This is a genomic window from Sphaerisporangium dianthi (assembly GCF_042654065.1).
GTDB lineage: Bacteria > Actinomycetota > Actinomycetes > Streptosporangiales > Streptosporangiaceae > Sphaerisporangium > Sphaerisporangium dianthi.
Genome location: NZ_JBHSFP010000032.1, coordinates 20169 through 45666, shown reverse-complemented (window position 1 = coordinate 45666; position 25498 = coordinate 20169). Strand labels below are relative to the sequence as shown.

Sequence of the window (25498 nt, the reverse complement as noted above, 5' to 3'; positions counted from 1 at the left end):
CACCGCTACGATAGTCAACCGGGTTGTCTGCCACTGAGCGAGGTCGTCCATCGTGTCCACCAGCCCGCCGGGTTACGAGCTGCCTCTCCGGCTGTTCCTCGGGTTCCGCACCATCATCGACGAGGTCCACGCCGAGCTGGCCCGCCAGGGGCATCCCGACGTGCGCCCGCTGCACGGGTTCGTCATGCAGGCCATCGGCACGCGCGGCACGACGGCCGCCGAGCTGGGCCGCCGGCTCGGGGTCTCCAAGCAGGCCGCGGGCAAGACGGTCGACACGCTCGAGCGCGTCGGCTACGTCGAGCGCGGCTCCGACCCGCACGACGCCCGGCGCAAGGTCGTGCGGCTCACCGACCGCGGCGTGGACAGCCTCGTGCGGTCGGCCCGCATCTTCGACGACATCCGGGCGCGCTGGGCGCAGGCACTCGGCGAGGACCGCCTGCTCGCCCTGGAGTCCGACCTGCGGGCGGTGACCCCGGCCGACATCTTCCGTCTCGACGTCCCCGGCTGGTTCGGCGGCTTCGACTGACGCGCCCCGTCCCACGCTCCGGACGAGGCGTGGGACGGCGGCCCGCATCGAGGGCCGGCCTCCCGCGACGGGTCCGCTTCGGGATAATCCACCACGGGACCAATAGTTATGCTGGAGGAATGACCGCCATGGCGCCCGCACGCACCGCACCGGACCTGTCGTTCCTCCTGGACCACACCAGCCACGTGCTGCGGACGCGCATGGCGGCGGCGCTCGCCGAGATCGGCCTCACGGCCCGCATGCACTGCGTGCTGGTGCACGCGCTCGAAGAAGAGCGCACACAGATCGAGCTGGCGGAGATCGGCGACATGGACAAGACCACGATGGTGGTGACCGTGGACGCGCTGGAGAAGGCCGGTCTCGCCGAACGCCGCCCGTCCGGCAAGGACCGGCGGGCCCGCATCATCGCGGTCACCGACGAGGGCGCGCGGGTCGCCGCGCGCAGCCAGCAGATCGTCGACCGCGTCCACGAGACCGCGCTCGCGGGTCTGTCCAAGGACGAGCGCGACGTCTTCCTGCGGCTCATGGACCGCCTGGTCACCGGCGAGCTGGCCATCCCCGCCGAGAACCCGCAGCCGGTCCGGAGGGCACGCCAGCGCGCGAGTTAGATCCGACAAGGATCGTCTATAACAAAACTATCTGCTACGGTCTTTCCTGTCGCCTCATCCGACAGGAGTGCACTGATGCCCGCCACCTCCCCCTCCCACGCCGGCCGGCGCCCATCGCCGCAGGCGTCCCCTCAAGGACCCCGCTCCCGGTGGATCGCCCTCGGCGTGATCGCCACGGCGACGCTGATGACCATCCTCGACGGCAGCATCGTGACCGTGGCCATGCCCGCCATCCAGACCGACCTCGGCTTCTCCCCCGCCGGCCTGAGCTGGGTCGTCAACTCCTACCTGATCGCGTTCGGCAGCCTGCTGCTGCTGGCCGGACGGCTCGGCGACCTGGTCGGCCGCAAGCGGGTCTTCCTGGCCGGCACCGCGGTGTTCACGGCCGCATCGGTGCTCGCGGGCGTGGCCGCCGACCCGGCCACGCTGATCGTCGCCCGCTTCCTGCAGGGCGCCGGCAGCGCCATGGCCGCGGCGGTCGGCCTGGGCATCCTCGTGACGCTGTTCACCGAGCCCGCCGAGCGCGCCAAGGCGATCGCCGTGTTCAGCTTCACCGGCGCCGCCGGAGCGTCCGCCGGCGCGGTGCTCGGCGGCCTGCTCACCGACGCCCTGACCTGGCACTGGATCTTCTTCGTCAACCTGCCCGTCGGCCTCGTCGCGCTCGCGGTCGCCGTCCCGGTGCTGCCGCGCGACCGCGGCCTCGGCCTGGCCGCAGGAGCCGACGTCCTCGGCGCCCTCCTGGTGACCTCCGGGCTCATGCTGGCCATCTACACCGTCGTCCAGGCCGAGGCGCGAGGGTGGGCATCGGCCTCCACGATCGGCCTCGGGGTCCTCGCCATCGCGCTGCTCGCCGGCTTCTTCGCCCGTCAGGCCACCGCGAGGACCCCGCTCATGCCGCTGCGCGTCCTCCGGTCGCGCACCGTCGCCGGGGCCAACATCGTCCAGATGCTGATGGTCGCCGCGCTCTTCTCCTTCCAGATCCTCACCGCGCTCTACCTGCAGAAGGTTCTCGGATACGGCGCGGCGGGAACCGGCCTGGCGATGCTGCCGGCGTCGATCGCGATCGGCGTGGTGTCGCTCGGCGTCTCGTCACGGTTGTACGCCCGCTTCGGCGAGCGTGACGTCCTGCTGGTGGGCCTCGCCCTGCTGATCGGGGTGCTGGCCCTGCTGGCCCGGGTCCCCGTGCACGCGAACTACGTCACCGACCTGCTCCCGGCGATGCTGCTCGCCGCCGGCTTCGGGCTGGCCATCCCGGCGCTGACCGCCCTCGGCATGTCGGACGCCGGCGAGGAGGACGCCGGACTGGCCTCCGGGCTGTTCAACACCACCCAGCAGATCGGCATGGCGCTGGGCGTCGCCCTGCTGGCGACGCTGGCGGCCTCCCGCACCGAGGGCCTGGCCGTGCGAGGCGAGGACCGGGCCGCGGCGCTGACCGGCGGATACCACCTGGCCTTCACCGTCGGCGCAGGCCTGCTGACCGCGGCCTTCATCGTCGCGCTGCTCGTGCTCCGCCGCGACGTCAGGTCACCGCGCGGTAGCGCCCGCGCATCCGCACAAGAGGCGGCAGAGCAGGGGTGACGTAGTCGACGTCGAGCACCTGGGCCAGGAAGAGCGTGTGATCGCCGCCCGGGATGACCCGGGCGGTCTCGGCCTCCAGCGCGGCCACTCCGCCGTCAATGACGAACGCCCCGCTGTGGCGGCCCCGATGGTGCGGCGTCCCGGCCAGGAGCAGGCGCGCGCTGGGACGCCCGGGCGTGGCGAACCGGCTGGCCATCACGGCCTGATCGCCGGACAGCAGGGTCACCGCCCAGCGGTCCTGCCGCAGCAGCACCTCGCAGAGGTACCCGGCGGAGGCCAGGCTCAGCGACACCATGGGGGGATCGGCGGAAAGGGAGGTGAACGTGGTCACGGTCGTCCCGATGTCGTCCCGCTCGTCCCGCACGGTGACCACCACGACCCCCGCGGCCAGCTGCCTCATCGCCTCCACGAACTCGTTCATGGCCCCAACTCCTACCACCCACCCGCGGCGGGCGGAGGCGGAGGGAGGTGACCACGGCCCGTTGCGTACGGTCGAGATATGACAGAGACGATGAGCGCGGTGGCCTACCGCAAGTCCCTTCCCGTGTCCGACCCCGCCAGCCTGGAGGACGTCGAGCTGCCCGTCCCCACGCCAGGCCCGCGTGACCTGCTCGTGCGCGTCGAGGCGGTGTCGGTCAACCCGGTGGACACCAAGGTACGCAAGGGCGACGATCCCGGAGGCACGCCGAAGGTGCTCGGCTGGGATGCGGCGGGCGTCGTGACCGCCGTCGGGTCCGAGGTCACGCTGTTCGAGGTGGGCGACGAGGTCTACTACGCCGGTTCGATCACCCGTCCCGGCTCCAACTCGCGCTACCACGCCGTCGACGAGCGCATCGTCGGCCACAAGCCCCGGACGCTCGGCTTCGCCGAGGCGGCCGCGCTGCCGCTGACCACCATCACCGCCTGGGAGACGCTGTTCGACCGCTTCCGGTTGGACGCGGGCAGCACCGGGACCCTGCTCGTGCTCGGCGCGGCCGGCGGCGTGGGGTCCATGGTCGTGCAGCTGGCCCGCGCGCTGACCGATCTCACCGTCATCGGGACGGCGTCACGGCCCGAGTCGCAAGAGTGGGTCCGCGGCCTCGGCGCCCACCGCATCGCCGACCACCACGACCTGGTCGCCAGTGTCCGCGCCGTGGCGCCGCAGGGGGTCGACTACGTGCTCTCCCCCAAGACCGACGGCCAGATCGAGGCGTACGCCGAGCTCCTGCGGCCGGGCGGGCACATCACGGCCATCGACGAGCCCGAAGGGCTGGAGCTGCTGCCGCTGAAGCCCAAGAGCATCGCCTTCCACTGGGAGCTGATGTTCACCCGGCCGCTGTACGAGACCGACGACATGATCGCCCAGCACGACCTGCTGGAGAAGGTCGCCGAGCTGGTGGACGCCGGCATCCTCCGCACGACCCTCACCACCGAGCTCGGCCCGATCAACGCGGCGACGCTGCGCCGCGCCCACGAGATGGTGGAGAGCGGCCGCATGATCGGCAAGGTGGTCGTGGCCGGGTTCTGACCGCCGCTGCCGGGGCGGCGGGCCTCCGCGGCGCCCGCGTGAAAGAGCTCCCGGTGCTCGTGCGCGAAGGCGCCGGATGCTCGTGCGGGCGTCCCGGCGGCGCTCATGCGAAAGGTCCTCCGCGGAGGTTCCGGGAGGACCTTTCGAGAGTGGGGCCGCGCCGGTCAGGCAAGGCCGTTCTTGGTGAGCCAGTCCTTGGCGACGACGGGCGGGTCGTCCTTGTCGACGGCCACGCGCTTCATCATCTCGACCAGCCCCGCGGTGTCGAGCTTGGCGGAGATCGCGTTCAGCGTCGTGCGCACGGTCTCGTCCGCGCCGGCCTTGTTGACCAGCGGGGTGACGTTCTGGGCGCTGAAGACGCTCTTCGGGTCCTGCAGCGGCACCAGGCCGTTGATCAGGATCTTCGGGTCGGTCGTGAAGACGTTGCCCACCTGGACGGCGCCGCTCTTGATGGCGTCCGCGGTGGTGTCGCCCGTCGGCTTCCACTCCTTGAACGTCAGGCCGTAGACGTCCTTGAACTGGGCCTCACGGCGCTTCTTGAACTCCGGCGGGCCGCCGACCGTGAAGTCCTTGGCGACCTTGGCCAGGTCCTCGATCGTCGTCAGGCTGTACTTGGTGGCGGTCTCCTTGGTGACCGACAGCGAGTCGTTGTCCTCGGCCGCGGAGGAGTCGAGGATCTCCACCTCGGGGGCGAGCTTGGACTTCAGCTCGGTGTTGACGTCGTCCTTGCTCGCAGCGGTGCTCTTGGGGTCGATGAAGCTGAGCAGACCCCCGTTGTACTCGGGCAGGACGGTCAGCGCGCCGTTCTTGACCTGGTCGTAGATGACCTCGCGGCTGCCGATGTTGAACTTCTCCTCCACCTGGACACCCTTGGCCGCAAGCGCCTGGGAGTAGATCGAGGCGAGAAGGACGTTCTCCGGGAAGTTGGCCGAGCCGACGACGACCTTGGCGCCGCCGGCGGCGGAGCCGGACGTGCTGGGGGCCGTGCTGGCGCCGGTGTCGCCGCTGAGCGGGTCCCCTCCGCCGCACGCGCCCAAAGACAGCACCGCGGTCAGCGTGACCGCCGCGGTGGCAATGATTCGCCTCATTGGTGCTTTATTCCCTTCCAATTTGGGGGGTTGTACAGGTTACCGCAGCCCCGTGCGGCGGCTCACCCCCGGTGAGACCACCACCCGCTGCAGCAACGAGAAAAAGATCTGCACGACGAGGGCGAGCAGGGCCACGAGCACCGCTCCCCCGATCGTGCTGGGGAAGTCCTTGGTCGCCAGCCCGTCGATGATGTAGCGGCCGAGCCCGCCGAGGCCGACGTACGCGGCGACGGTCGCCGTCGCGACCACCTGGATCGCCGCGACGCGCAGGCCGAGCAGGATCAGGGGCATCGCCACCGGGACCAGCACCTTCATCAGCACCTGGCCGCCGCGCAGGCCCATGCCGTACGCCGCGTCGCGCAGGTCGTCCTCCACGCCGCGGATGCCCTCGTAGGTGTTCACCAGGATGGGCGGGATCGCGAGCGCGACCAGCGGGATCAGCACCGGCCAGGTCGTGCCCACCCCGACGAGCAGGACGATCAGCACCACGAGGCCGAGGGTGGGCAGCGCGCGGGCGGCGTTGGCGGTGACGACGACGAGCACGGCGCCCCGCCCGGTGTGGCCGATCAGCAGGCCGAGCGGGACGGCGATGAGCGTCGACAGCAGCAGCGCCACCACCGAGAACTCGACGTGCTCGAGCAGCCGGACCGGGATGCCGCCGGAGCCCGACCAGTTCGCCGGGTCGCCGAAGAAGTCGATCAGCCAGTTCACGCGGTCCTCCTGGCGCGGGCCCACGGGGTGAGCAGGCGCTGCGCGAGCACGAGCAGGCCGTCGGCGAGCACGGCCAGCACCACGACGAGCACGATGCCCACGATGATCGGCGTGGAGAACTGGCGCTGCCAGCCGTCGATGAACAGGTAACCGAGCCCACCGCGGCCGATCAGAGCGCCGACGCTGACCAGGCTGATGCTGGACACCATCGCCACCCGCAGGCCGGCCAGCACCACGGGCACCGCGATCGGCAGGTCCACCTGGAGCAGCCGCCGCATCGGCCCGAACCCCATGGCGACCGCGGACTGGCGCACGTGGTCGGGGACCGCCGCCAGGCCGTCCACCACGGCGGGGATCAGCACCGCCAGCGAGTAGAAGGTGAGCGGGATGATCACCGTGGCGCGCTCGGCCAGGCCGGTCAGCGGGATCAGCACGATGAACACCGCGAGCGACGGCAGGGAGTAGACGACGTTCATCAGGGTCACCGTCGGCTGGTAGAGCACCCGCCAGCGCGCGCTCGCCAGGCCGAGCGGCAGGGCGACGAGCAGCCCGAGCAGCACCGGGACGAGCGCCATGACGACGTGGTCCACGAGCAACTGCTGGATGTTCGGCCAGTTGCGGCCGATCCACGCCCAGCGGATCAGCGGCTCGCCCTCACCCATGGGACACCGCCCTGGCGCGGGCGAGCGCCTCGTCCAGGGCCTCCCGGGTGACTATGCCCTCGAAGCGCCCCTCGCCGTCCACCGCGATCGCGCAGCCGGACGGCGCGAGCAGCGCGGCGTCCAGCGCGGTGCGCAGGGAGTCCGTGCGGCGGTCGAACGTGCCGAACGGCAGCAACCCGTCCCGGACCGACGCCGCCCGCGTCGAGTCGCCCGCGCCGGAGACCGGCCCGGAGTCGCTCGTGCCAGAGGCCGGCTCGGAGTCGGTCGTGCCGGAGGCCGGCGACGAGCCGCTCGTGCCGGAGGCCGGTGCCGAGCCGCTCGTGCCGGAGGCCGGTGCCGAGCCGCTCGTGCCGGAGGCCGGCGACGAGCCGTTCGCGCGCCAGCCCAGGGGGCGGTCGTCGGCGTCGAGCACCACCGTCCACCCGGGGACGTCCCGCTCGCGCCGCGTCGCCACCCCCTCGGCCGGGACGAACGACAGCCGCCGGATGCCGCGGTCTCTGCCGAGGAACCCCTCGACGAACTCGTCCGCGGGCTCGGCGAGCAGGGTCGAGGGGGCGGCGATCTGCGCGAGGTGCCCGCCGACCCGCAGCACCGCGACCGTGTCGCCCAGCTTGATCGCCTCGTCGATGTCGTGCGTGACGAACACGATCGTCTTGTGCAGGTCGGACTGGAGCCGCAGCAGCTCGTCCTGAAGGCTCGTGCGCACGACCGGGTCCACGGCGCTGAACGGCTCGTCCATCAGCAGCACGGGCGGGTCGGCCGCGAGGGCCCTGGCCACGCCGACGCGCTGCTGCTGCCCACCGGAGAGCTGGAACGGATAGCGTCCGGCGAGTTTGGTGTCGAGGCCCACGCGCTCCAGCAACTCCATCGCACGGGCGCGCGCCTTCTTCTTGTCCCACCCGAGGAGGTACGGCACGGTCGCGACATTGTCCACGATCTTGCGATGCGGGAACAGGCCCGCCTGCTGGATGACGTATCCGATGCCCCGGCGCAAGGTCGGCGGGTCGATATGGCGGACGTCCTGATCGTCGAGCAGGATGCGGCCCGACGTGGCGTCGATCATTCGATTGATCATCCGCAACGATGTCGTCTTGCCGCATCCGGACGGCCCGACGAAGACGGTTATGGCCCCGGTGGGCACCTGGAGACTGAGATTGTCGACGGCCACCGTTCCATCGCCGTAGCGCTTGGTGACGCCTTCAAAAGTGATCACGCACGACCTCGTGCTTCTCGGCCGGGCCCCGTGGCCCGGAAACGTCGAGTCGGCTGCGTACGGCTACCACCCGCTCGGCAGCCCCCACGGTAGGTGACGGTCCGACCGCAGGTCCACTTGATCTTTCCCGACCCACCCTATGGGGATCTCCGACAATCTGTCCCATGACCCGCCTGATGCCACCTTGTCGGCATTTCAGAAAAGGACGAACGCTCAGTGTGCTCGGCCTTCTTCCTGGTACTTTCGCGATATCTATCAAAGTGGCATCGATTAGTGCGGCCTCCGGCACGACCTTGGCATGATTGACTACGAGCTCCCTCTAACCTCTTCCGTCACACCCAACCCCCCGACCCCGCTCGAGAATTCCAGAGGATCCGGCTGTGACTCAATCGCTCATCGATCGCCGCCCTCGAGGCGAGCTGGTCGCCGAGCTCTACGACCGTCACGCCGCCGCGCTGTTCGCGTACTGCCACGACCAGCTCGGTGACACCGCCTCCGCCGCCAACGCACTGGTGGCCGTTCTCACCGGCGTCCCGGCCCTCGAGCCTCCGCGCGCCGCCCTGTACGCGCTCGCCCGCCGCGAGATCTACCGGCGCGACGTCGCCTACTCCTTCCCCTCGGTCAATCCCGCCGCCGACCCGGTCACCGCCGTCGTCGAGCGGGTGATGCGCGAGGTACGCCCGCACCAGCGCGAGGTCCTGCTGCTGTCGGCGGTCTGCGGGCTCGACACGGTGGAGATGGCGTGGGTCCTCGACGTGGCGGCCGACACGGCCGAGCAGCTCATGATCAGCGCCCGGCACCGCTATGCGCGGTCCCTCGCCGCGGCCGTCTCCTCCGCCCGGGTGACGGCGCCGAGCCCCAGGATCGTCGCCGAGTACGACGTGCTCGCCGTCGCACCGGCCGAAGAGTCCCTCGGCCGGCTGCCCTGGCGCAAGCCTCCGGTGTCCCTGCGCACCCGCATCCTCAACGCGGTGCCCGAAGAGACGAGCACGAGCACCGGCAAGGCCCCCGTCCTGCCTGAGGACAAGCGGTGGCCCACCACCCCGCGCTGGCCGCTGCCGCTCGCCGAGCCGAACCCGTTCACCAACACCGGGGTCTTCCCCGCCACAGAGGTGTCGCCGCCGAAGCCGAGGCGCCGGTCCAAGCACGAGGCCACCACCGAGCCCATGCCGAAGGTCCGCGGCACGGCGCGCTCCACCCCTGCCCGGAAAGCAACCGGCACCTCTGACCAGAAGCCGGCCGGCACCCCTCATGAGAAGCCCGCCGGCTCGCCTCGCGGCAAGGCGACCGGCACCCCTCGCGAGAAGACAAGCGGCTCCCCCCGAGAGAAGGGGTCGCCGTTCAAGGACGCCCTGGCGACCGGGCAGTGGCCCACCCTCCAGCGCACCTTCAGCGTGGGCACGCCGCCGCCCGTCGCCGCGGGACGGCCCGCCGAGTCCGATCCCGCGCGCCCGCGGCCCGCGGCCCGCAAGGACGCCGATCTTCACGGCCCACCTGCCCCTCCCCCCGGCCCGCCCGGCCCACCTGCCCCTCCCTCCGGCCCGCCCGGCCCGCCCGCCGACCCCTTCGCCCAGCACGGCACATCCACCGACCCGTTCGCCCAGCACGGCACACCCAGCGACCCGTTCGCGCAACACGGCACACCCGGCGACCCCTTCGCCCGGTTCGGCACAGCCGGCGACCCCTTCGACTCGCCGGGCACACCGGCCGACCCGCACGGCACGCCCATCCACTGGTTCGGCCCACCTGGCACGCACGGCCACCCGTCCGGCCCGCACGGCACGGACACCCTCTCGGCGGCCCAGGGGCCCGCGCGCCCGGCGGAGACCGGGCACGGCGCGGCCGGGCACGAGCAGCGGGGCTCAGTCCTGTCGAGGCTGATCGCGGCGGCGCGCGGCGCGCTCAAGCGCACGAACGGCCCGGCGTCGCCCGCGCCCGTCACGCCCTCGACGCCCCTGCTTCACCCGACCGGCGCACCCTCGGCATTCACCCCGCCCCCGCCCTCCGGAACCGGCGCACCCTCGGCATTCACCCCGCCCCCGCCCTCCGGAACCGGCGCACCCTCGGCATTCACCTCGCCCCCCAGAGCCGGCACACCGCCGGCGTTCACCGAGCCGTCCGCCGGCTTCGGCGCGCCGCCGCCCACGTTCGGCGCGCCGCCGCCCATGTCCGGTGCGGCGCCCGCGCAGCGGCCGTCCGCCGGGCAGCCTGCCAGGCCGTCCGCCGCCACGCCGCCCTATACCGCCGCGGGGGGCCAGAAGGCCGTCCCCGGCTCTAAGGCGGCGGGCGGCGACACGCCATCGGCCTTCGCGGAGCCATCGGCCTTCGCGGAGCCATCGGCGTTCGCGGAGCCCGCCCCGCGGGCCTACCCGCCCGCGTGGGTGAACCCATCGGTCACCGACGCCACGACGGCCGGCGACGGCCCCTCGACGGTGGAGATGCCGGCGATCTCCGTTACCGCTTCCTCCTCTGCGCGGACCGCGCCGGCCCCTGAGATCGCATCCGAGCCCGGCTCGAAATCGGCCACGGAATCCACGTCCGACGCCGGCTCCACGCCGGACGCGGAAGCCGCGGCGGCCGCCGGAGCCGCGTCGAGCGAGAAGCGACCGGCGTCCAGGAGGTGGCCGGCGTTCGGGAAGTGGCCGGCGTTCGGGAGGCGAACGGCGCCCGAAGCCTCCCCTTCACCAGCCTCACCTTCAGAGGCGGAAGCGCCGAGCGTATCCAGGCCGGCGGCGACCGCCTACAGCGCCACGCCCCCGAGCACCGCCCCCTCCCTCACAGGCACCCGAAGCACGCCCGCACCCTTCCTCGCAGGCACCGGAAGCACGCCCACGGGCGCCACCACCTCGTCTTCGAGCACCGGAACCTCGTCCTGGGACGCCGGAACCGCCTCCACGGACACCGAGAGCGCCGCCGCGGGTGCGGGAAGCACGGCCGCGACGCCCGGATCCACAGGCGCAGGGCCCGGAACCACGTCCGCGGGTGCCGACGACGGCTCCGCCGATCCACGATCCTCGTCCGCCGGGTCCGACACCGGGTCCACGGTGGAGGCGGGCACCGATGCCGTGGCGGAGGCGGGCGCCGGCACTGTGGCGGCGGCGTCCGAGAAGGCGCGGCCTCGGCGGCACGACCGGCCGAAGCCGATCAGGATCGGCGAGCACCACTACGACTGGCTCTGGGAGGTGGTCGGGCTCCTCGTGTGCGTCGTGATCGCCATGATCGTGTTCTTCGCCGTCCCCACGATCGTCACCCCCTGACCTGGGCGCCCATCGCTCCCTGACGATCACTCCCGGCCTCCGGGCCGGCGAAGGGCAGGACCGGCGACGGCCTGCCCCGAGCGTACCGACCGGCGGGTGCCGGCCAGATCGTCACCGTCAACGAGCCGAGCGGCCGCCCGGGATGGTCCGCCGGCGCCGCGGCCGGCCGTGCCACCGGACAGCGCGCACGATCTCGCCGCGTCGCGCGACGCGGCCGAAGGCGGCGGCTCACATGCGGGTCGAGGCGCCGGTGCCGATGACGGCCTGGCTACTGCGGAGGAACGAGGCGGCGACGGCCGTCGGCCGGTCGAGGTACCCGGCGACCATGGCGCCGTCGCGGATCAGCATCAGGTCGTCGGCGACCGCTCCCGCATTCGTGATACCGAGCGGGGCGATGAGCTGTTCGAACGTCGTCTTGTTCCAGCGGCGATGCGCGTCTACCGCCTTGCGGATCGGGCTGTCCTGGTCAGGGTATTCGGCGGCGGCGTTGATGAAGGGACAGCCGCGGAAGCCGGGCGCGCAGGCGATGATCCCGATCGCCTCGGAGATCACCCGCAGGGTGGCATCGACATCGCCGTCGCCCTGCTTGATCGCCGCACCGATGCCGTCCCGCTCTAACGTGGCGCGGCGTTCGAGGTAGGCGACGACGAGCTCGTCCTTGCTCTTGAAGTGCCGGTAGAACGTCACCTTCGTCGTGCCGGCGAGGTCGATGACCTTGTCGACGCTCACCGCGCGGAGCCCGTGCGCGTAGAACAGCTCGGTCGCCGCCTCAAGGAGGCGCTCGCGCATGGGGCTGTTCATGCTCGAGATCATACGCGTTTCTCCTCTTCTCCCCTTGCGCCGGACGTCACCCCGAGCTACTGTCAGCGCGGTAGAGTGACTAGTCATTCTACCTACTCGCTACGGGAAAGAGACAGACATTGACCACCGTCACCTATATGAAGACCAGTCGCACCGCCGTGGCGTTGCGGAACCTCTACCTGGTGCGATTCGGCTTCGCCCTCATCTGGGCGGTCCTGCTGTTCCTGACCGGGCCGGCGGCCCCTGGGCCGGTGGGCGTGACACTGCTCGTGATCTACCCGCTGTTCGACGTCGCCGCGGCCATCGTCGATCTGCGCTCCTCGAAGGCCGCGCGCCCCGCCGCGGCCCTGTACGTCAACCTGGCCCTCAGCCTGCTCGCCGCCATCGGCCTGGCCGCCACGGCCACCTCGGGCGTGCCCGCGGTGCTGCGCGTCTGGGGCGCCTGGGCGATCACCGCCGGAATCGTGCAGCTCATCGTGGCCGTCAGCCGCCGCGGGCTCGGCGGCCAATGGGCGATGATCCTCAGCGGGGCGATCTCCGCGATCGCCGGGACGGCGTTCATCCTCCAGGCCGGCACGCCGACCGCGTCGCTGACGAACCTCGCCGGGTACGCGACCGTCGGCGGCGTCTTCTTCCTCATCTCCGCCCTGCGTCTGCACCGCGCCGCGAAGAACACCTGAACCCCGGCCCTCGGCCGGAACCGCCGGCCACGGTGTCCTCAGAGAGTGGTGGGCTCAGTCGGTGGAGAGGATGAGGCCGCTGGTGGGGACGCCGGTGCCGGCGGTGACCAGGACGTTGCGGACGCCGGCCACCTGGTTGACGGAGGTGCCCCGCACCTGGCGCACGGCCTCCGCGATGCCGTTCATGCCGTGGATGTACGCCTCGCCGAGCTGGCCGCCGTTCGGGTTCACCGGCAGGCGGCCGTCGATCTCGATGCCTCCGTCGGCGATGAAGTCCCGTGCCTCCCCCTTGGCGCAGAAGCCCAGCTCTTCGAGCTGGCTGAGCACGAACGGGGTGAAGTGGTCGTAGAGGATGGCCGTCTGGATGTCCTGCGGCGACAGTCCCGACATCTCCCACAGACCGCGCGCCACCACGCCCATCTCCGGCAGGCCCGTCATGTCGTCGCGGTAGAAGCTGGTCATCATCATCTGCCCGGCGCCCGCTCCCTGCGCCGCCGCCGTGATGACGGCGGGCGAGCGCCGCAGGTCCCTGGCCCGTTCGGCCGAGGTGACGACCAGCGCCACGGCGCCGTCGCTCTCCTGGCAGCAGTCGAGCAGGTGCAGCGGCGCGACGATCCACTTCGACGCCTGGTGCTCCGCGAGGGTGATGGGCCGCTGGTAGAACCAGGCCGCCGGGTTGGCGGCCGCGTGCCGGCGCATGGCCACGGCGACGCGGCCGAAGTCCTCGGACGTCGCGCCGTACGCGTGCATGTACCGGCGGGCGAACATCGCGACCCAGGCGGCCGGGGTCATCAGCCCGAACGGCACGTGCCAGCCCATCTCGACGCCGAGCGAGGACGGCTCGCCGCCCAGGCCGGCGTTCGGCTGGCCGAACCGGCGCCCGGACCGCTCGTTGAAGGCCCTGTAGCAGACCACCGTGGAGGCGACGCCGGTGACGACGGCCATGGCGGCCTGGAGCACCGTGCCGCACGCCGCCCCTCCCCCGTACTCGACGCGGGAGAAGAAGGAGAGGTCGCCGATGCCCACCTCGCGGGCGACGGCGATCTCCTGGTTGGCGTCCTGCGTGAAGGTGACCAGGCCGTCGACGTCCGACGGGGAGAGCCCGGCGTCGTCCAGGGCGGCGAAGACGGCTTCGGCGGCGAGCTGGAGCTCCGTGCGGCCGGACTCCTTGGAGAACTCGGTGGCGCCGATGCCCGCGACGGCCGTGCGGCCGGAGAGCGAGTGCACGTGGTGAGCCTTTCTGGTGACGTCGGCCTCGGTGGAGTGCGGGTCCCGGGGCGGGCGGATGCGCGGGCGGGAGGGGTGGGCCGGAGCCGGCGGCGGCCTCAGCGGGGAAGGCTGAAGCGGACCGTGCCGATGGCGTGGTCGCCCAGGCTGACGGCGCCGCGGACCTCGACCGTCACCTCGCCTCCCTCGCGGGCGGTGACCGTCCCGCTGAAGGTCAGCGTGTCGCCGGCGTACGCGGGCACGCCGAGCCTGACGTTGATGCCGCGGACGAGGGCCTCCGGCCCGGCCCAGTCGGTCACGTAGCGCTCGACCAGGCCCATGGTGGTGAGGATGTTCAGGAAGATGTCCTTGGAGCCCTGGGCCCTGGCTCCTTCGACGTCGTGGTGGACCGGCGTGAAGTCCATGGTCGACAGGGCGGTCGCGATGACCGTGGTCGGCGTCAGCTCGATGCGCAACGGCGGGAGCGTGGCTCCGTATTCGATGTCGTCTTCCGTCAGTGTGCGCATCACGACTCCCGGGGTACCCACATCGGCAAGGTCAGTTCGTCGTCCATCTCGCGATATGCCACCTGGACCGGCATGCCGATATCCACGCTTTCCGGTGGGCATTCCACGACATTTCCGACAATTCGCGTTCCCTCCGGCAATTCGATCACAGCGACCACGTAAGGCCGCTCGATTCCCGGCACCGGAGGGTTGTGGTGAACGACGAAGCTGTACACCTCGCCGAGCCCGCTCGCCACGGCGTACCCCCGGTTCGCCGAACGGCACGACGGGCAGACCGGTCCCGGCGGATGCCGCAGCTCGCCACAGTCACCGCATTTCTGGATCCGGAGCTCGCCTTCCCGGACACCATTCCAGAAGAACTCCGTGTCCCGGTTGACGGCCGGTCGCAGAGGGTACGGGCTGCGCCCCTCGGGCGCGGCTTTATCCTCCCGCGGACGAAACTTCAGTATCCGGAACATCATCTCCGCTACCGGTTCGTGCTCCGAGTACCAGGTCATCACCCAGGTCACGAAGTATCCGGTGCCGAGCGCCGTGGTCTTCGGCCCGGCCAGCCCGGTCAACCGCGTGGCGGGGATCAGCCGCTCCCCCAGCCGCGCGTACCGGTGGTAGGTCTGCTCGCAGTTGGTGGCCACCACTCCGGTGAAGCCGCCCTCGTCGAGCGCCCGCAGCACGTCGTCCACCGGCGAGGTCGCGCCCTCGCGCGGGCCCGGCCCGCCCATCGTCCACACCTGCGCCATCGCCGGCGGCGCGACGATCTCCCCGTGCACGCTCGCGGCGGCGAACGCCTCGTCGGTGTAGACCGGGTTGGCGTCCCCCATCGCGGCGGTCCAGTGACGGATCATCGGCAGGTTGACCGGGTCGGCCGCCGGGGCGCCGCGCACCTCGCCCGCCGCGATCTGCCGTTCGGCCAGCGCGGTGAGCCGCTCGTGAAGATCCGGTGCGGCCGTCGTCGTCATCTCTCTCCTTCGACCGTGCTCAGCGTGTCCGTCGCCATCCCGCTCACCGGGGCGGGCGCGGGAGGCCGAGGCCGAGCATGGCGATGAGCTCGCGCTGGACCTCGTTCACCCCGCCGCCGAAGGTGAGCACGATCGCCCCCTTGACCGACCTGTCGAGCTGCTGGACGAACGCGGCGGTCCCGGGGTCGGACAGGTCGCCGAACCGCGCCAGCGTCTCGCCCACGATCCTGCCGACCTCCTGCATGCGCTCCGAGCCGTAGATCTTGGTGGCGGAGGCGTCGGGCGCCCCGAGCCAGCCGAGGCCCATGTTGGCGGCGACCTGCCAGTTGAGCAGCTCGTTGGTGCGGAAGTAGGCGTAGACGCGCCCGAGGGCCCGGCGCACCGCGGGCTCCTCGATGGCGCCGGTGCGCCGCGCCCAGGCCGCGAACCGGTCGTACATGCGTGCGAGGTTGCCCGCGGGGCCGAGGGTGACCCGCTCGTGGTTGAGCTGGTTGACGATGAGGTCCCAGCCCTTGTTCTCCTCGCCGACCAGCATGTCCGCCGGCACCTGGACGTCGGAGTAGTACGTCGAGTTGGTGTGGTGGCGCCCGTCCATGGTGACGATCGGCGTCCAGGAGTACCCCGGGTCGCGGGTGTCCACGATCAGCATCGAGATGCCGCGGTGCTTCTTGGCCCCGGGGTCGGTGCGGGCGGCCAGCCAGACGTACCCGGCGTAGTGCGCGCCCGAGGTGAAGATCTTCTGCCCGTTGACGACGTAGTGGTCGCCGTCCCTGACCGCCGTCGTGCGCAGGGAGGCCAGGTCGGTGCCGGCGCCCGGCTCGCTGTAGCCGATGGCGAAATGGCAGTCCCCGGCCAGGATGCGGGGCAGGAAGTACTCCTTCTGCTCGGTCGTGCCGTACTGCATCAGCGTCGGGCCCACCGTCTGCACCGTGATGATCGGGTACGGCACCTCGGCGCGGGCGATCTCGTTGGCGAAGATCTGCTGCTCCAGCGGCCCGAGGCCGCCTCCGCCGTACTCCTTGGGCCAGCCGAGCCCGAGCTTGCCGTCGCGGCCGAGCCTGCGGCAGTGCTCCATGTACGCCTCGCCGAACGGGTCCTCGGCGATCTTGCCGCGGTCCTCGTCGGTGAGGCAGGCGGCGAAGTACTCTCGCAGCTCGTCACCGAGCCGTTTCTGCTCGGGCGTCAGGTCGATCAGCATCAGACGAGGGCTCCCATCGAGTCGAGCCGGGCCTCCACGCCGCCGAGCAGGTGCGCCCGGTGCTTGCCCCAGGCGAAGTGGCGGTGCAGCGGGTAGGTGACGTCCAGGCCGAGGCCGCCGTGCAGGTGCTGGCAGGTGTAGAGGGCGGCGAGGGCGGTGTCGGCGACCGTGTGCGCGGCGACGGCGAGGTCCAGCTCGGCCTCCTCGTCCAGCCCCTGGTCCACCCGCCAGGCGCCCGACCAGACCGCCACGTCCAACGCCCGCCCGGCGATGTAGACGTCCGCGATCTGCATGGTCACCGCCTGGAACTCGGCGAGCGCGCGATCGAACTGCTTGCGGGTCCTGATGTGCTCGGTGGTCAGCGCGAGCGCGCCCGCTAGCACGCCCGAGGCGCTCGCCGTGAGCGCCACCAGCGCGAGCCGGCGCAGGGAGGCGAAGGCCACGCCGTCCGGCTCGCCGAGCGGCTCTGCCGGGGTGCCGTCCAGGATCAGGGCGGCGGCCGGCTCGCCGGTGGCCGTGGGCACGGGCCGCAGCTCCGCCGCCCCCGGCTCGACGAGGAAGAGCCCGACCCCCCGCGGCGTCACTGCCGGGACGACGATCGCCGCGGACTCGGCGGCGTAGGAGACCATGGTCTTGCGCCCGGAGAGCACCCACCCGCCCGCGGTCCTCTCTTCATGAGCGCGCGCGGCGTCACCGCCGTCACCGGCGTGACCGCCTTCACCGGCCTCGCCGGCCGGCCGGGCCTCGGTGAGCGGCGGCGCCCCGAGATCGCGGCCCGGTTCCAGGAGGGCGGCGGTCAGCACGATCTCGCCCTCGGCCAGGCGGGCCGCCAGCGCCCGCTGTGCGGCCGAGCCGTACCGGCCGATCACCATCGCCGCGACCAGGCCGTCCTGCAGCGGGGCCGGGACCACCCGGGCGCCGGCCTCGCGCGCGATCACGGCCATCGCCACGGCGCCCAGACCGGCGCCGCCGGCCTCCTCCGGCAGGCAGGCCCCGATCAGGCCGGCCCGCGCCACCGCCCGCCACAACGCGGCGTCGTACGGGTGGCCGCTCTTGGCGTGCGCGGCGAGGCGGTCGTGCCCGGCCTCCCGGCCGAACAGGCCCGCGGCCAGCTCTTTCAGCTCCGCCTGCGTCTCGTCGAGGTCGAAATCCATCACGACGCCTTCCGTACGGCCCGGTCGAGCCCGGTGGAGTCCGGTCAGCCGCAAATTAGAACAGATTCTAGTCTGTGTCCAGAGCCATTGCACGAGACCCACGCCCGACATCTGCGCGCAACACAAAGGTCATGCAAGGACGGCATTCCTTGTGACCGGCGAGTAACAAGCCCTACCTGCGAGTAATCCGGTAACGTGTTCTCATGCGCACCTCGCATGCCGGCCCGGCAGCCGTCCCCGACGCCGCCTCCGACGGCGGCGACCAGGCGGCCATCCAGGCCCAGGCCGGGCGAGCCTCCTCCGGTGTCCGCACCCGCAGCCAGCACCAACGGCGCAAGCGCATCGTCCAGGCCGCGGCGGCGCTCGCCTCGCGCGGCGGCGTCGAGGCCATGCAGATGAGAACCGTCGCCGAACGCGCCGGGGTGGCGCTCGGCACCCTCTATCGCTACTTCCCCTCGAAGATGGATCTCGTCGTCGCGGTCGTCGGCGAAGAGATCGACCTGCTGGAGAACAGCATCGAGCGGCGCCCGCCCAGAGCCGAGACGGCCGCCGGCCGCGCGGTCGACGTGCTCATGCGGGCCACCCGCGGCCTGATGCGCGAGCCCGAGCTGGCCGACGCGCTGATCCGCTCGCTCATCATGGCGCAGGTCGAGATCCCGTTCGGCGACCGCATGGCCGGGCTGCTGCTGCGCGTCTCGGGCAACGGCCTCACCCTCGAGACGGCGAGCGAAGAGCAGTTCGCCCTGGCGGGCTCACTGGCCGGCGTGTGGGTGAACGAGCTCCTCGAGATGCTGCGCGGACGGCGCACCTACGAGCAGATCCAGCGCCGCATCGAGATCGCGGCCGAACGCCTGCTCGCCGACTTCGGCTCCTGACCGCCGCCCACGTCCCGCGTGTGCCACGCCCTCGTGCCCGCCACCCCGCGCGGCCCCGGGCCCGCGAGGGCTTCCGCGCGAAATTAGAACCGGTTACAGTCGCGGCTGGAACCATGTTCGAATGCTGAGGAGGCCGCATGGGCAGGCCCGTGATCGTCGAGGCCGTACGCACTCCGATCGGCAAGCGCAACGGCCGGCTGGCCGGGGTGAAACCCCAGGCCCTGCTCGCGGCCGCCATGAAAGGGGTCGTGGAGAAGTCCGGCGTCGACCCCTCGATCATCGGGCAGGTCTTCGCGGGCTGCGTGACCCAGGCCGGCGAGCAGGGCGGGCACGTCGGCCGGCACGCCTGGCTCTACGCGGGCCTGCCGTACCAGGCCGGGGTGACGACCGTCGACGCCCAGTGCGGCTCTTCCCAGCAGGCCGTTCACCTGGTGGCCGCCCTCATCCAGGCCGGGGTGATCGACGCGGGCATCGCCTGCGGCGTCGAGTCCATGAGCCGCCAGCCGCTCGGCAGCAACGTGCTGCCCGCCGACCCGCGTCCCGCGGACTGGTCCATCGACCTGCCCGACCAGTTCACCGCCGCCGAGCGCATCGCCCAGCGGCGCGGGCTCACCCGCGAGCGGCTCGACCGGTTCGGCGCCCGCTCCCAGCAGCTGGCGGCCAAGGCGTGGGCCGACGGCCGGTTCGAGCGCGAGATCGTCGCGGTGACGGCGCCCGTCCTCGGCGAGGACGGGGCTCCGACGGGAGAGACCCGCGTCGTGTCCAAGGACCAGGGTCTGCGCGAGACGACCGTCGACGGGTTGGCCCGCCTGAGGCCGGTGCTCGGCGAGGACGCCCTGCACACCGCGGGCACCTCCTCGCAGATCTCCGACGGCGCGGCGGCCGTCCTGCTGATGAGCGAGGAGGCCGCGGCCCGGCACGGCATGCGCCCGCGCGCCCGCATCCTGGCTCAGGCGCTGGTCGGCTCCGAGCCGTACTTCCACCTGGACGGGCCGGTGGACGCGACCGCCAAAGTGTTCGCCATGTCCGGCATGTCGGTGGACGACATCCACAGGTTCGAGGTGAACGAGGCGTTCGCGGCGGTGGTGCTGTCCTGGGCGGCGGTCCACAATCCGGACATGGAGCGCGTCAACGTGAACGGCGGGGCGATCGCGCTCGGGCACCCGGTGGGCGCGACGGGCGCCCGTCTGGTCACCACGGCGCTGCACGAGCTGGAAAGGTCCGACAGTTCGACCGCTCTGGTGGCGATGTGCGCCGGAGGCGCCCTGGCGACCGCGACCATCCTCGAGCGCGTGTGAGGACGCGCCGCAGGCCCTTCAGCGCCCAGCGGACCACCGACATGGGGGGCGGGGTGTGGAGCGTGCCGGTGCCGATCCCCGGCAACCCGCTCGGGTACACGCTGGTGTACGCCGTCGAGTCCCCGGGCGGGCCGGTGCTGGTCGACGCCGGCTGGAACCACGAGGACGCCTGGACGGCGCTGCGTGACGGGCTCGCGGCGGCCGGCGTGGACGTCCGTGAGGTGCGCGGGGTGGTCGTCACCCACTACCACCCCGACCACGCCGGGCTGGCCGGGCGGGTGCGGGAGGAGTCGGGGGCCTGGATCGCCATGCACGAGGCGGACGCCGCCCTGGTGCGGCTGATCCGCAGTATGCCCGACGGCTCCCACGGCGACTTCCAGGCGGAGATGATGCGCCGCGCGGGCGCGGAGGCGGACGCGGACGAGGTCCGGCGTTTCGAGCGGCCGGACCCGCCCGCGCAGCCCGACCGGGAGCTCAGGGACGGGGACCTGGTCGACCTGCCGGGGCGTGCTCTGCGCGTGGTGTGGACGCCCGGCCACACCCCCGGGCACGTGTGCCTGCACCTGGAGGGCGCCGACCGGCTGTTCACCGGCGACCACATCCTCCCCGGCATAACACCTCATATCGGCCTCTATCCATACGACCGGCAGGACATCGACCCGCTCGGGGACTTCATCGCCTCCCTCAAACGCGTCGCCGACCTCGGGACCGCGCAGGCCCTGCCCGCACACGAGTGGGCCTTCGCCGGCATCGCCGCCCGCGCGGCCGAGATCCGCGCCCATCACGAGGACAAGCTCCTACGTCTCCGCGAGTTGATGACCGAGTGCGCGGACCGGCCCCTGACGATCTGGCAGGTCGCCGAGCGGATGACCTGGAACAGGCCCTGGTCGGAGCTGATCGCGGTGCAGCGGGGGATGGCGGCGGGCGAGGCGGCTGCCCACCTGCGGACGCTGGAGTCCCAGGGCGCCGTACGCCGCGAACCTGGCGCTCCCGGCGATCCCGTCCGGTTCATCACCACGTCACATTGACCCCATAGACTCATAGACATCCGATGTCTGTGGATGGAAACGCGCAAGTCAAGGGTGGTGACTCCGTGGCGGTCACGGACGCTGCGATCGACAAGATCAAGGGCATGATCGTCTCGGGCGAGCTCGGCCCCGGCGCGAGGCTGCCCAAAGAGGCCGACCTCGCCGAGCGCCTCGGCCTGTCGCGCAACTCCCTCCGCGAGGCCGTCCGCGCCCTGGCGTTGATCAACGTGCTGGACGTGCGGCAGGGCGACGGCACCTACGTCACCAGCCTCGAGCCCCACCTGCTGCTCGACGCCCTGTCCTTCGTGGTCGACTTCCACCGCGACGACACGGTGCTCGAGTTCTTCCAGGTGCGCCGCATCCTCGAACCCGCCGCCACGGGCATGGCCGCGCTCGCCATGGGGGACGACCAGATCGACGAGCTGCGGGCGATCCTGGAGGCCCTGCCCGGCGACCCGAGCATCGAGGAACTCGTCGCCAACGACCTCGACTTCCACCAGCTCATCGCCAAGGGCTCGGGCAACACGGTGCTCTGCTCGCTGATCGAGAGCCTGTCCGGTCCGACCACCCGGGCCCGCGTCTGGCGCGGCCTCACCCAGGAGGGCGCGACCGTCAAGACCAGAGAGCAGCACGCCGCGATCTACGAGGCGATCGCGGCCCGGCAGCCCGACGTCGCCCGCGCCTGGGCCACCGTCCACGTCGCCGGCGTCGAAGAATGGCTGCGCCGCGCCCTCTGAGCCCGTGCCTCCCGCGACGTGCGGGTGAGGGAGACCCTTCGCCACGCCCGCGGTGTCGTTAGACTTTCCCGCTCATTCCGGCTCACTCTGGCTCATGCCGCACGGGGCCGCGGCGCCTTGGGGAGGACGGGGAGATGACGGGCAGCCGGCTGTTCATGGATGTGCGGCCCCTGCGGCGCTCGCCCGCGTTCCGCCGGCTGTGGGCCGGGACGATGCTGTCCGCGGTCGGCGGGCAGATGACGAGCTTCGCGGTCGTCCTGCAGGTCTACACGCTCACCGGCTCGGCGGTGGCCGTCGGCGCGGTGGGCCTCGCGAGCGCCGTCCCGGCGATCGTGCTGGGGCTCGCCGGCGGCGCGATCGTCGACGCGGTCGACCGGCGCAGGCTGGTGCTGGTGACCAGCGGTTGCCTGGCGCTGGTGTCGGCGCTGTTCGCCGTCCAGGCGTTCGCCGGTCTCACGCAGGTGTGGCCGCTGTACTGCCTGGTGGCGGCGCAGTCGGTGCTCGGCGCGGTCAACGGCCCGGCGCGGGGCACCTTCCTCGCGCGGCTGTTGCCTGCCGACCTGGTTCCGGCGGGCGCCGCGCTCACCATGTTCACCTTCCACTTCAGCGCGACGGTGGGCCCCGCGCTGGCCGGGCTGATCGCCTCCGCCTGGGGGCTGCGGACGTGCTACCTCATCGACGCGGTGAGCTTCGCCGCCGCCCTGTACGGCATCGCGCGCCTGCCCGCCATGCCGCCGGAGGGCGGCGGCGCGCGGCCCGGCCTGCGGGCGATCGGCGAAGGCCTGCGGTTCATCCGGAACAACCGCGTAATCGGCGGAGCCTTCCTGGCGGACATGAACGCCACCATCCTCGGGATGCCCTTCGCGCTGTTCCCGGTGATCAACGCCGAACGCTTCGGCGGCTCGGCCGAGACCCTCGGCCTGCTGACCTCGGCCGTCGCGGTCGGCGGCCTCGCCGGGACGGCGCTCTCGGGGTGGGTGGGGCGGGTGTCGCGGCAGGGCAGGGCCATCCTGGTCGCCGGGGCGGTCTGGGGCGCCGGCGTCGCGGGGTTCGGCCTTGCCCACAGCCTGTGGCTCGCGCTCGCGCTGCTCGTCGTGGCCGGCGCCGCCGACGTGCTGAGCGTGGTGTTCCGCACCGCCGTCGTGCAGGTCGCGACGCCCGACCGCTACCGAGGACGGGTCGGCGCCGCCGAATACCTGGTCGGCGTCGGGTGCCCGCAGCTCGGCAACTTCCGCGCGGGCGCGGCGGGCTCGCTGCTGTCGCCCACCGCGAGCGCGGTCGGCGGCGGCCTGGCCACCGTCGCCGGCGCCGCGGTGATCGCCCTCACCCTGCCGGCGCTCAGGCGGTACACGGCCCGCCCGGTGGGCGAGGTGACGGCCACATCGGGCGACGATGTAGAGACGCTACAAGGACAGGTTTAGAAGAAATAGATGGACTGAACGCTGATCTGCCTCGAAACTCCAGGCGTGCGTCCCCTTCATTCCTTCCTCGCCGTCGCGGTCGCCGTCATCTGGGGGGTCAACTTCGTCGTCATCGACATCGGGCTCGAGAACTTCCCGCCTCTGCTGTTCGCGGCGCTGCGCTTCGCCCTGGTGGCCGTCCCCGCGGTGTTCCTCATCCCTCGTCCGGCCATTCCGGTCCGCTGGATCGTCGTCGTGGGGCTGTTCCAGTGGGCCGGGCAGTTCGGGCTGCTGTTCACCGCCATGTACCTCGGACTGCCCGCCGGGCTCAGCTCGCTCGTGCTGCAGGCCCAGGTGATCTTCACGGTGGCCTTCGCCGCGGCGGCCCTCGGTGAGCGGCCGGGCCGCCGCCGCCTCACCGGCATCGTCGTCGCCTCCGCCGGCATCGCCGTGATCGCGGTCGGCAGGGGCGCGCAGGTGCCGCTGTTGCCCTTGCTCCTCGCGCTCGGGGCCGCGGCCTCCTGGGGCGTGGCCAACGTGTGCGTCCGGCGCGCCGAGGCGCCCGCCGGGCTCGGGCTGCTGGTGTGGTCGAGCCTGGTGCCGCCGCTGCCCCTGCTCGCGCTCTCCGGTCTGTTCGAGGGCCCTGACCGCATCCGGGGCGCGTTCGCCTCCTTCCACCCCGGCTCCCTCGGGGCGCTGGCGTACGTGGTGGTGCTGGCCACCTTCGTGGGCTTCGGCATCTGGAACGCGCTGCTGCGCCGCTACCCCGCCTCGGCCGTGGCGCCGTTCACCCTGCTCGTGCCGCTCGTCGGCATGGCGGCGGCCTTCGCGTGGCTCGGCGAGCGCCCGGCCGCCGGCGAGCTGCTGGGCGGCGCGATCGTGCTGGCCGGCCTGGCGACGCTGGCCGTGCGCGGCCCGGCGCGTACGACCACCGCTCCCGCGCCCGTTCCGGCCGCCAAGAGCGCGGCACCGGACGGGCCCCTGCGCGGCGCGCGGGCCGGCTGACGAGGCGACGCTGCTTCGACCGGGTTCGTGGTAAGGATGGCTCATGTCCACGCCCGCCCCGCTGCGCTCCGGCGACCCCGAGCGGCTCGGCGGCTACCGCCTGACGGGCCGCCTCGGCGAGGGCGGGCAGGGGGTCGTCTACCTCGCGGAGGCGCCCGGCGGCGGCCGGGTCGCGCTGAAGCTGATGCGCTCACGTCTCGACGAGCAGCGGGCCCGCCGCCGGTTCGCCGATGAGGTGAAGGCGATCCAGCGGGTGGCGCCCTTCTGCACGGCCCAGGTGCTGGACGCCGACCTCGACGGCGACCACCCGTACATCGTCAGCGAATACGTCCGCGGCGTGTCGCTGCAGCAGCACGTCGCCGCGGAGGGGCCGCTCACGGGCGGCTCTCTGGACCGCGTCGCCGTGGGCACCGCCACCGCGCTGGCCGCCATCCACGGAGCCGGCGTCGTGCACCGCGACTTCAAGCCCGGCAACGTCCTGCTCGGCGTCGAGGGACCCCGGGTCATCGACTTCGGCATCTCCCGGCTGGTGGGCGCCACGACCACCGCGGGGCGGGCGCTCGCCGGCACTCCGGCGTACATCTCGCCCGAGCAGCTCAGGGGCGAGCGGGCCGGCCCGGCGGCGGACATGTTCGGCTGGGCGCTCACGGTCGCCTTCACGGCGAGCGGCCGGCACGCCTACGCGGCCGGGTCGCTGGAGGCGACCCTCGGACGCGTCCTGTTCGGCGAGGCCGACCTCGGCCCGCTCACCGGGCCGCTGCGCGAGCTCGTGGTGGCCTGCCTGGCCGCCGACCCCGCGAACCGGCCGGGCGCCGAGGAGGCGTTGCGCCATCTCATCGGCGCGCGGCCGGTCACCGCTCCCGCGCCGCCGCGCGGCGGCGTGCTGGAGACGGGCGCGATGATGGCCGCCGAACCGCCGACGAGGGAGAACGGCCCGGACGCGCCCGCGTCGCACGGTCCGGCGCCGAAGCGACGCCGACGGTGGCCGGTGCTCGCGGGGCTCGTCGCCGTCGCGGCCGTCGCGGCGTTCGGCGCGGTGTGGTGGGCGACCGGCGGGCTCGGAGCGGGCGGGGTGTCGTACGCGGGCACCTGGACGGGCAGCGCCGAGCATCCGGCGGCCGGACGGGTGTTCCCCGTGGAGATCCGCCTGCCGGCCGGCGACGGCGACGGCATCATGCGGTGGGGCGCCGATCTGCACTGCACCGGCCGCCTCACCCGGACGGGCGGAGAGGCCGCCACGGGGATCTTCCGGCTCGACCAGGTGCGCGGCGACCAGTGCCACACCGGCATCCTGCGTCTCGCACCGCGCGGCGCCGGCCAGGTGAGCTTCCAGGTGACCGACGCGGGAGCCCCCTCGCCCCGCTATGCCGGCACGGCGGCCCGCGTCTCGTGACCGGGCGCCGCGGACGACGCCCGGATCGTCCGCATCGGCAGCCGGATCTTCTTGAAGGTCGCCGGTCACCAGGTCCATGCCGGTGAAGAC

General features: G+C 72.5%; 24 protein-coding genes. 13 read left to right on the top strand and 11 right to left on the bottom strand.

The window, feature by feature from the left end; genetic code table 11:
* Positions 1-52 precede the first annotated feature (52 nt).
* The 3 genes from ACFO60_RS32550 to ACFO60_RS32540 all read left to right on the top strand — a co-directional run bounded on the left by ACFO60_RS32550 (position 53) and on the right by ACFO60_RS32540 (position 2712).
* The gene (locus ACFO60_RS32550) at positions 53-526 is read left to right on the top strand and encodes a MarR family winged helix-turn-helix transcriptional regulator (RefSeq protein ID WP_380848247.1); all 474 of its coding nucleotides are present in this window, start codon (positions 53-55) and stop codon (positions 524-526) included.
* A gap of 119 nt (positions 527-645) precedes the next feature.
* The gene (locus tag ACFO60_RS32545) at positions 646-1134 is read left to right on the top strand and encodes a MarR family winged helix-turn-helix transcriptional regulator (protein WP_380848244.1); all 489 of its coding nucleotides are present in this window, start codon (positions 646-648) and stop codon (positions 1132-1134) included.
* A gap of 75 nt (positions 1135-1209) precedes the next feature.
* Positions 1210-2712: an MFS transporter gene (locus ACFO60_RS32540; protein WP_380848241.1), complete on the top strand. Its 1503-nt coding sequence runs from the start codon at positions 1210-1212 to the stop codon at positions 2710-2712.
* Here ACFO60_RS32540 and ACFO60_RS32535 read toward each other — a convergent pair.
* Positions 2654-3133, bottom strand: coding sequence for a flavin reductase family protein (locus tag ACFO60_RS32535; RefSeq protein ID WP_380848238.1), 480 nt, complete (start codon positions 3131-3133; stop codon positions 2654-2656). The two genes, ACFO60_RS32540 and ACFO60_RS32535, sit on opposite strands and share 59 nt — an antisense overlap.
* 78 nt (positions 3134-3211) lie before the next feature.
* On the opposite strand from ACFO60_RS32535, the gene ACFO60_RS32530 reads away from it, so the two are divergent.
* A complete protein-coding gene (locus tag ACFO60_RS32530; RefSeq protein ID WP_417765088.1) occupies positions 3212-4219 on the top strand; it encodes a zinc-binding alcohol dehydrogenase family protein in 1008 nt (335 codons plus the stop codon).
* Between the two features lie 164 nt (positions 4220-4383).
* Here ACFO60_RS32530 and ACFO60_RS32525 read toward each other — a convergent pair whose 3' ends face one another.
* From ACFO60_RS32525 to ACFO60_RS32510, 4 genes are read right to left on the bottom strand one after another with little or no spacing between them, the layout of a single operon-like run.
* The gene (locus ACFO60_RS32525; RefSeq protein ID WP_380848235.1) at positions 4384-5307 is read right to left on the bottom strand and encodes an ABC transporter substrate-binding protein; all 924 of its coding nucleotides are present in this window, start codon (positions 5305-5307) and stop codon (positions 4384-4386) included.
* Between the two features lie 39 nt (positions 5308-5346).
* Positions 5347-6018, bottom strand: coding sequence for an ABC transporter permease (locus ACFO60_RS32520; protein WP_380848232.1), 672 nt, complete (start codon positions 6016-6018; stop codon positions 5347-5349).
* Positions 6015-6680, bottom strand: a complete 666-nt coding sequence (locus ACFO60_RS32515; RefSeq protein WP_380848229.1) for an ABC transporter permease — start codon at positions 6678-6680, stop codon at positions 6015-6017. Before ACFO60_RS32515 ends, ACFO60_RS32520 begins: the two co-directional genes overlap by 4 nt.
* On the bottom strand, positions 6673-7893 hold the full coding sequence (locus ACFO60_RS32510; RefSeq protein ID WP_380848226.1) for an ABC transporter ATP-binding protein: 1221 nt from the start codon (positions 7891-7893) through the stop codon (positions 6673-6675). The genes ACFO60_RS32515 and ACFO60_RS32510 overlap by 8 nt, the downstream gene beginning before the upstream one ends.
* 380 nt (positions 7894-8273) lie before the next feature.
* Between ACFO60_RS32510 and ACFO60_RS32505 the strand changes: the two genes are divergently transcribed.
* Positions 8274-11150 (top strand): RNA polymerase sigma factor, encoded by a 2877-nt coding sequence (locus ACFO60_RS32505; protein ID WP_380848223.1) that lies wholly within the window; start codon positions 8274-8276, stop codon positions 11148-11150.
* A 228-nt stretch (positions 11151-11378) separates the two neighbouring features.
* Here ACFO60_RS32505 and ACFO60_RS32500 read toward each other — a convergent pair whose 3' ends face one another.
* Entirely contained in the window at positions 11379-11951 is a 573-nt protein-coding gene (locus ACFO60_RS32500) for a TetR/AcrR family transcriptional regulator (protein WP_380848220.1), read from the bottom strand.
* A gap of 137 nt (positions 11952-12088) precedes the next feature.
* On the opposite strand from ACFO60_RS32500, the gene ACFO60_RS32495 reads away from it, so the two are divergent.
* Entirely contained in the window at positions 12089-12631 is a 543-nt protein-coding gene (locus tag ACFO60_RS32495) for a hypothetical protein (RefSeq protein ID WP_380848217.1), read from the top strand.
* A 54-nt stretch (positions 12632-12685) separates the two neighbouring features.
* On the opposite strand, the gene ACFO60_RS32490 is transcribed toward ACFO60_RS32495, so the two are convergent.
* From ACFO60_RS32490 to ACFO60_RS32470, 5 genes are all read right to left on the bottom strand, one after another.
* Positions 12686-13858, bottom strand: coding sequence for a lipid-transfer protein (locus ACFO60_RS32490; protein ID WP_380848214.1), 1173 nt, complete (start codon positions 13856-13858; stop codon positions 12686-12688).
* A 98-nt stretch (positions 13859-13956) separates the two neighbouring features.
* Positions 13957-14364 (bottom strand): MaoC/PaaZ C-terminal domain-containing protein, encoded by a 408-nt coding sequence (locus ACFO60_RS32485; RefSeq protein WP_380848211.1) that lies wholly within the window; start codon positions 14362-14364, stop codon positions 13957-13959.
* A complete protein-coding gene (locus ACFO60_RS32480; RefSeq protein ID WP_380848208.1) occupies positions 14364-15320 on the bottom strand; it encodes a bifunctional MaoC family dehydratase N-terminal/OB-fold nucleic acid binding domain-containing protein in 957 nt (318 codons plus the stop codon). The genes ACFO60_RS32485 and ACFO60_RS32480 overlap by 1 nt, the downstream gene beginning before the upstream one ends.
* A 43-nt stretch (positions 15321-15363) precedes the next feature.
* The gene (locus ACFO60_RS32475; protein WP_380848205.1) at positions 15364-16518 is read right to left on the bottom strand and encodes an acyl-CoA dehydrogenase family protein; all 1155 of its coding nucleotides are present in this window, start codon (positions 16516-16518) and stop codon (positions 15364-15366) included.
* Positions 16518-17672 carry an acyl-CoA dehydrogenase family protein gene (locus tag ACFO60_RS32470; RefSeq protein WP_380848202.1) on the bottom strand — a complete coding sequence of 385 codons (1155 nt, stop codon included), beginning with the start codon at positions 17670-17672 and terminating at the stop codon, positions 16518-16520. Before ACFO60_RS32470 ends, ACFO60_RS32475 begins: the two co-directional genes overlap by 1 nt.
* Positions 17673-17875: 203 nt before the next feature.
* On the opposite strand from ACFO60_RS32470, the gene ACFO60_RS32465 reads away from it, so the two are divergent.
* The 7 genes from ACFO60_RS32465 to ACFO60_RS32435 all read left to right on the top strand — a co-directional run bounded on the left by ACFO60_RS32465 (position 17876) and on the right by ACFO60_RS32435 (position 25408).
* A complete protein-coding gene (locus ACFO60_RS32465; protein WP_380848200.1) occupies positions 17876-18547 on the top strand; it encodes a TetR family transcriptional regulator in 672 nt (223 codons plus the stop codon).
* A 137-nt stretch (positions 18548-18684) separates the two neighbouring features.
* The gene (locus ACFO60_RS32460) at positions 18685-19845 is read left to right on the top strand and encodes a steroid 3-ketoacyl-CoA thiolase (RefSeq protein WP_380848197.1); all 1161 of its coding nucleotides are present in this window, start codon (positions 18685-18687) and stop codon (positions 19843-19845) included.
* The gene (locus ACFO60_RS32455) at positions 19842-20873 is read left to right on the top strand and encodes an MBL fold metallo-hydrolase (protein WP_380848194.1); all 1032 of its coding nucleotides are present in this window, start codon (positions 19842-19844) and stop codon (positions 20871-20873) included. The genes ACFO60_RS32460 and ACFO60_RS32455 overlap by 4 nt, the downstream gene beginning before the upstream one ends.
* A 65-nt stretch (positions 20874-20938) precedes the next feature.
* Positions 20939-21610, top strand: coding sequence for a FadR/GntR family transcriptional regulator (locus tag ACFO60_RS32450; protein WP_380848191.1), 672 nt, complete (start codon positions 20939-20941; stop codon positions 21608-21610).
* 134 nt (positions 21611-21744) lie between these two features.
* Entirely contained in the window at positions 21745-23031 is a 1287-nt protein-coding gene (locus tag ACFO60_RS32445; RefSeq protein ID WP_380848188.1) for an MFS transporter, read from the top strand.
* Positions 23032-23076: 45 nt separating this feature from the next.
* Positions 23077-24015, top strand: coding sequence for an EamA family transporter (locus ACFO60_RS32440; RefSeq protein ID WP_380848185.1), 939 nt, complete (start codon positions 23077-23079; stop codon positions 24013-24015).
* A gap of 43 nt (positions 24016-24058) precedes the next feature.
* Entirely contained in the window at positions 24059-25408 is a 1350-nt protein-coding gene (locus ACFO60_RS32435; protein ID WP_380848182.1) for a serine/threonine-protein kinase, read from the top strand.
* Positions 25409-25498 lie beyond the last annotated feature (90 nt).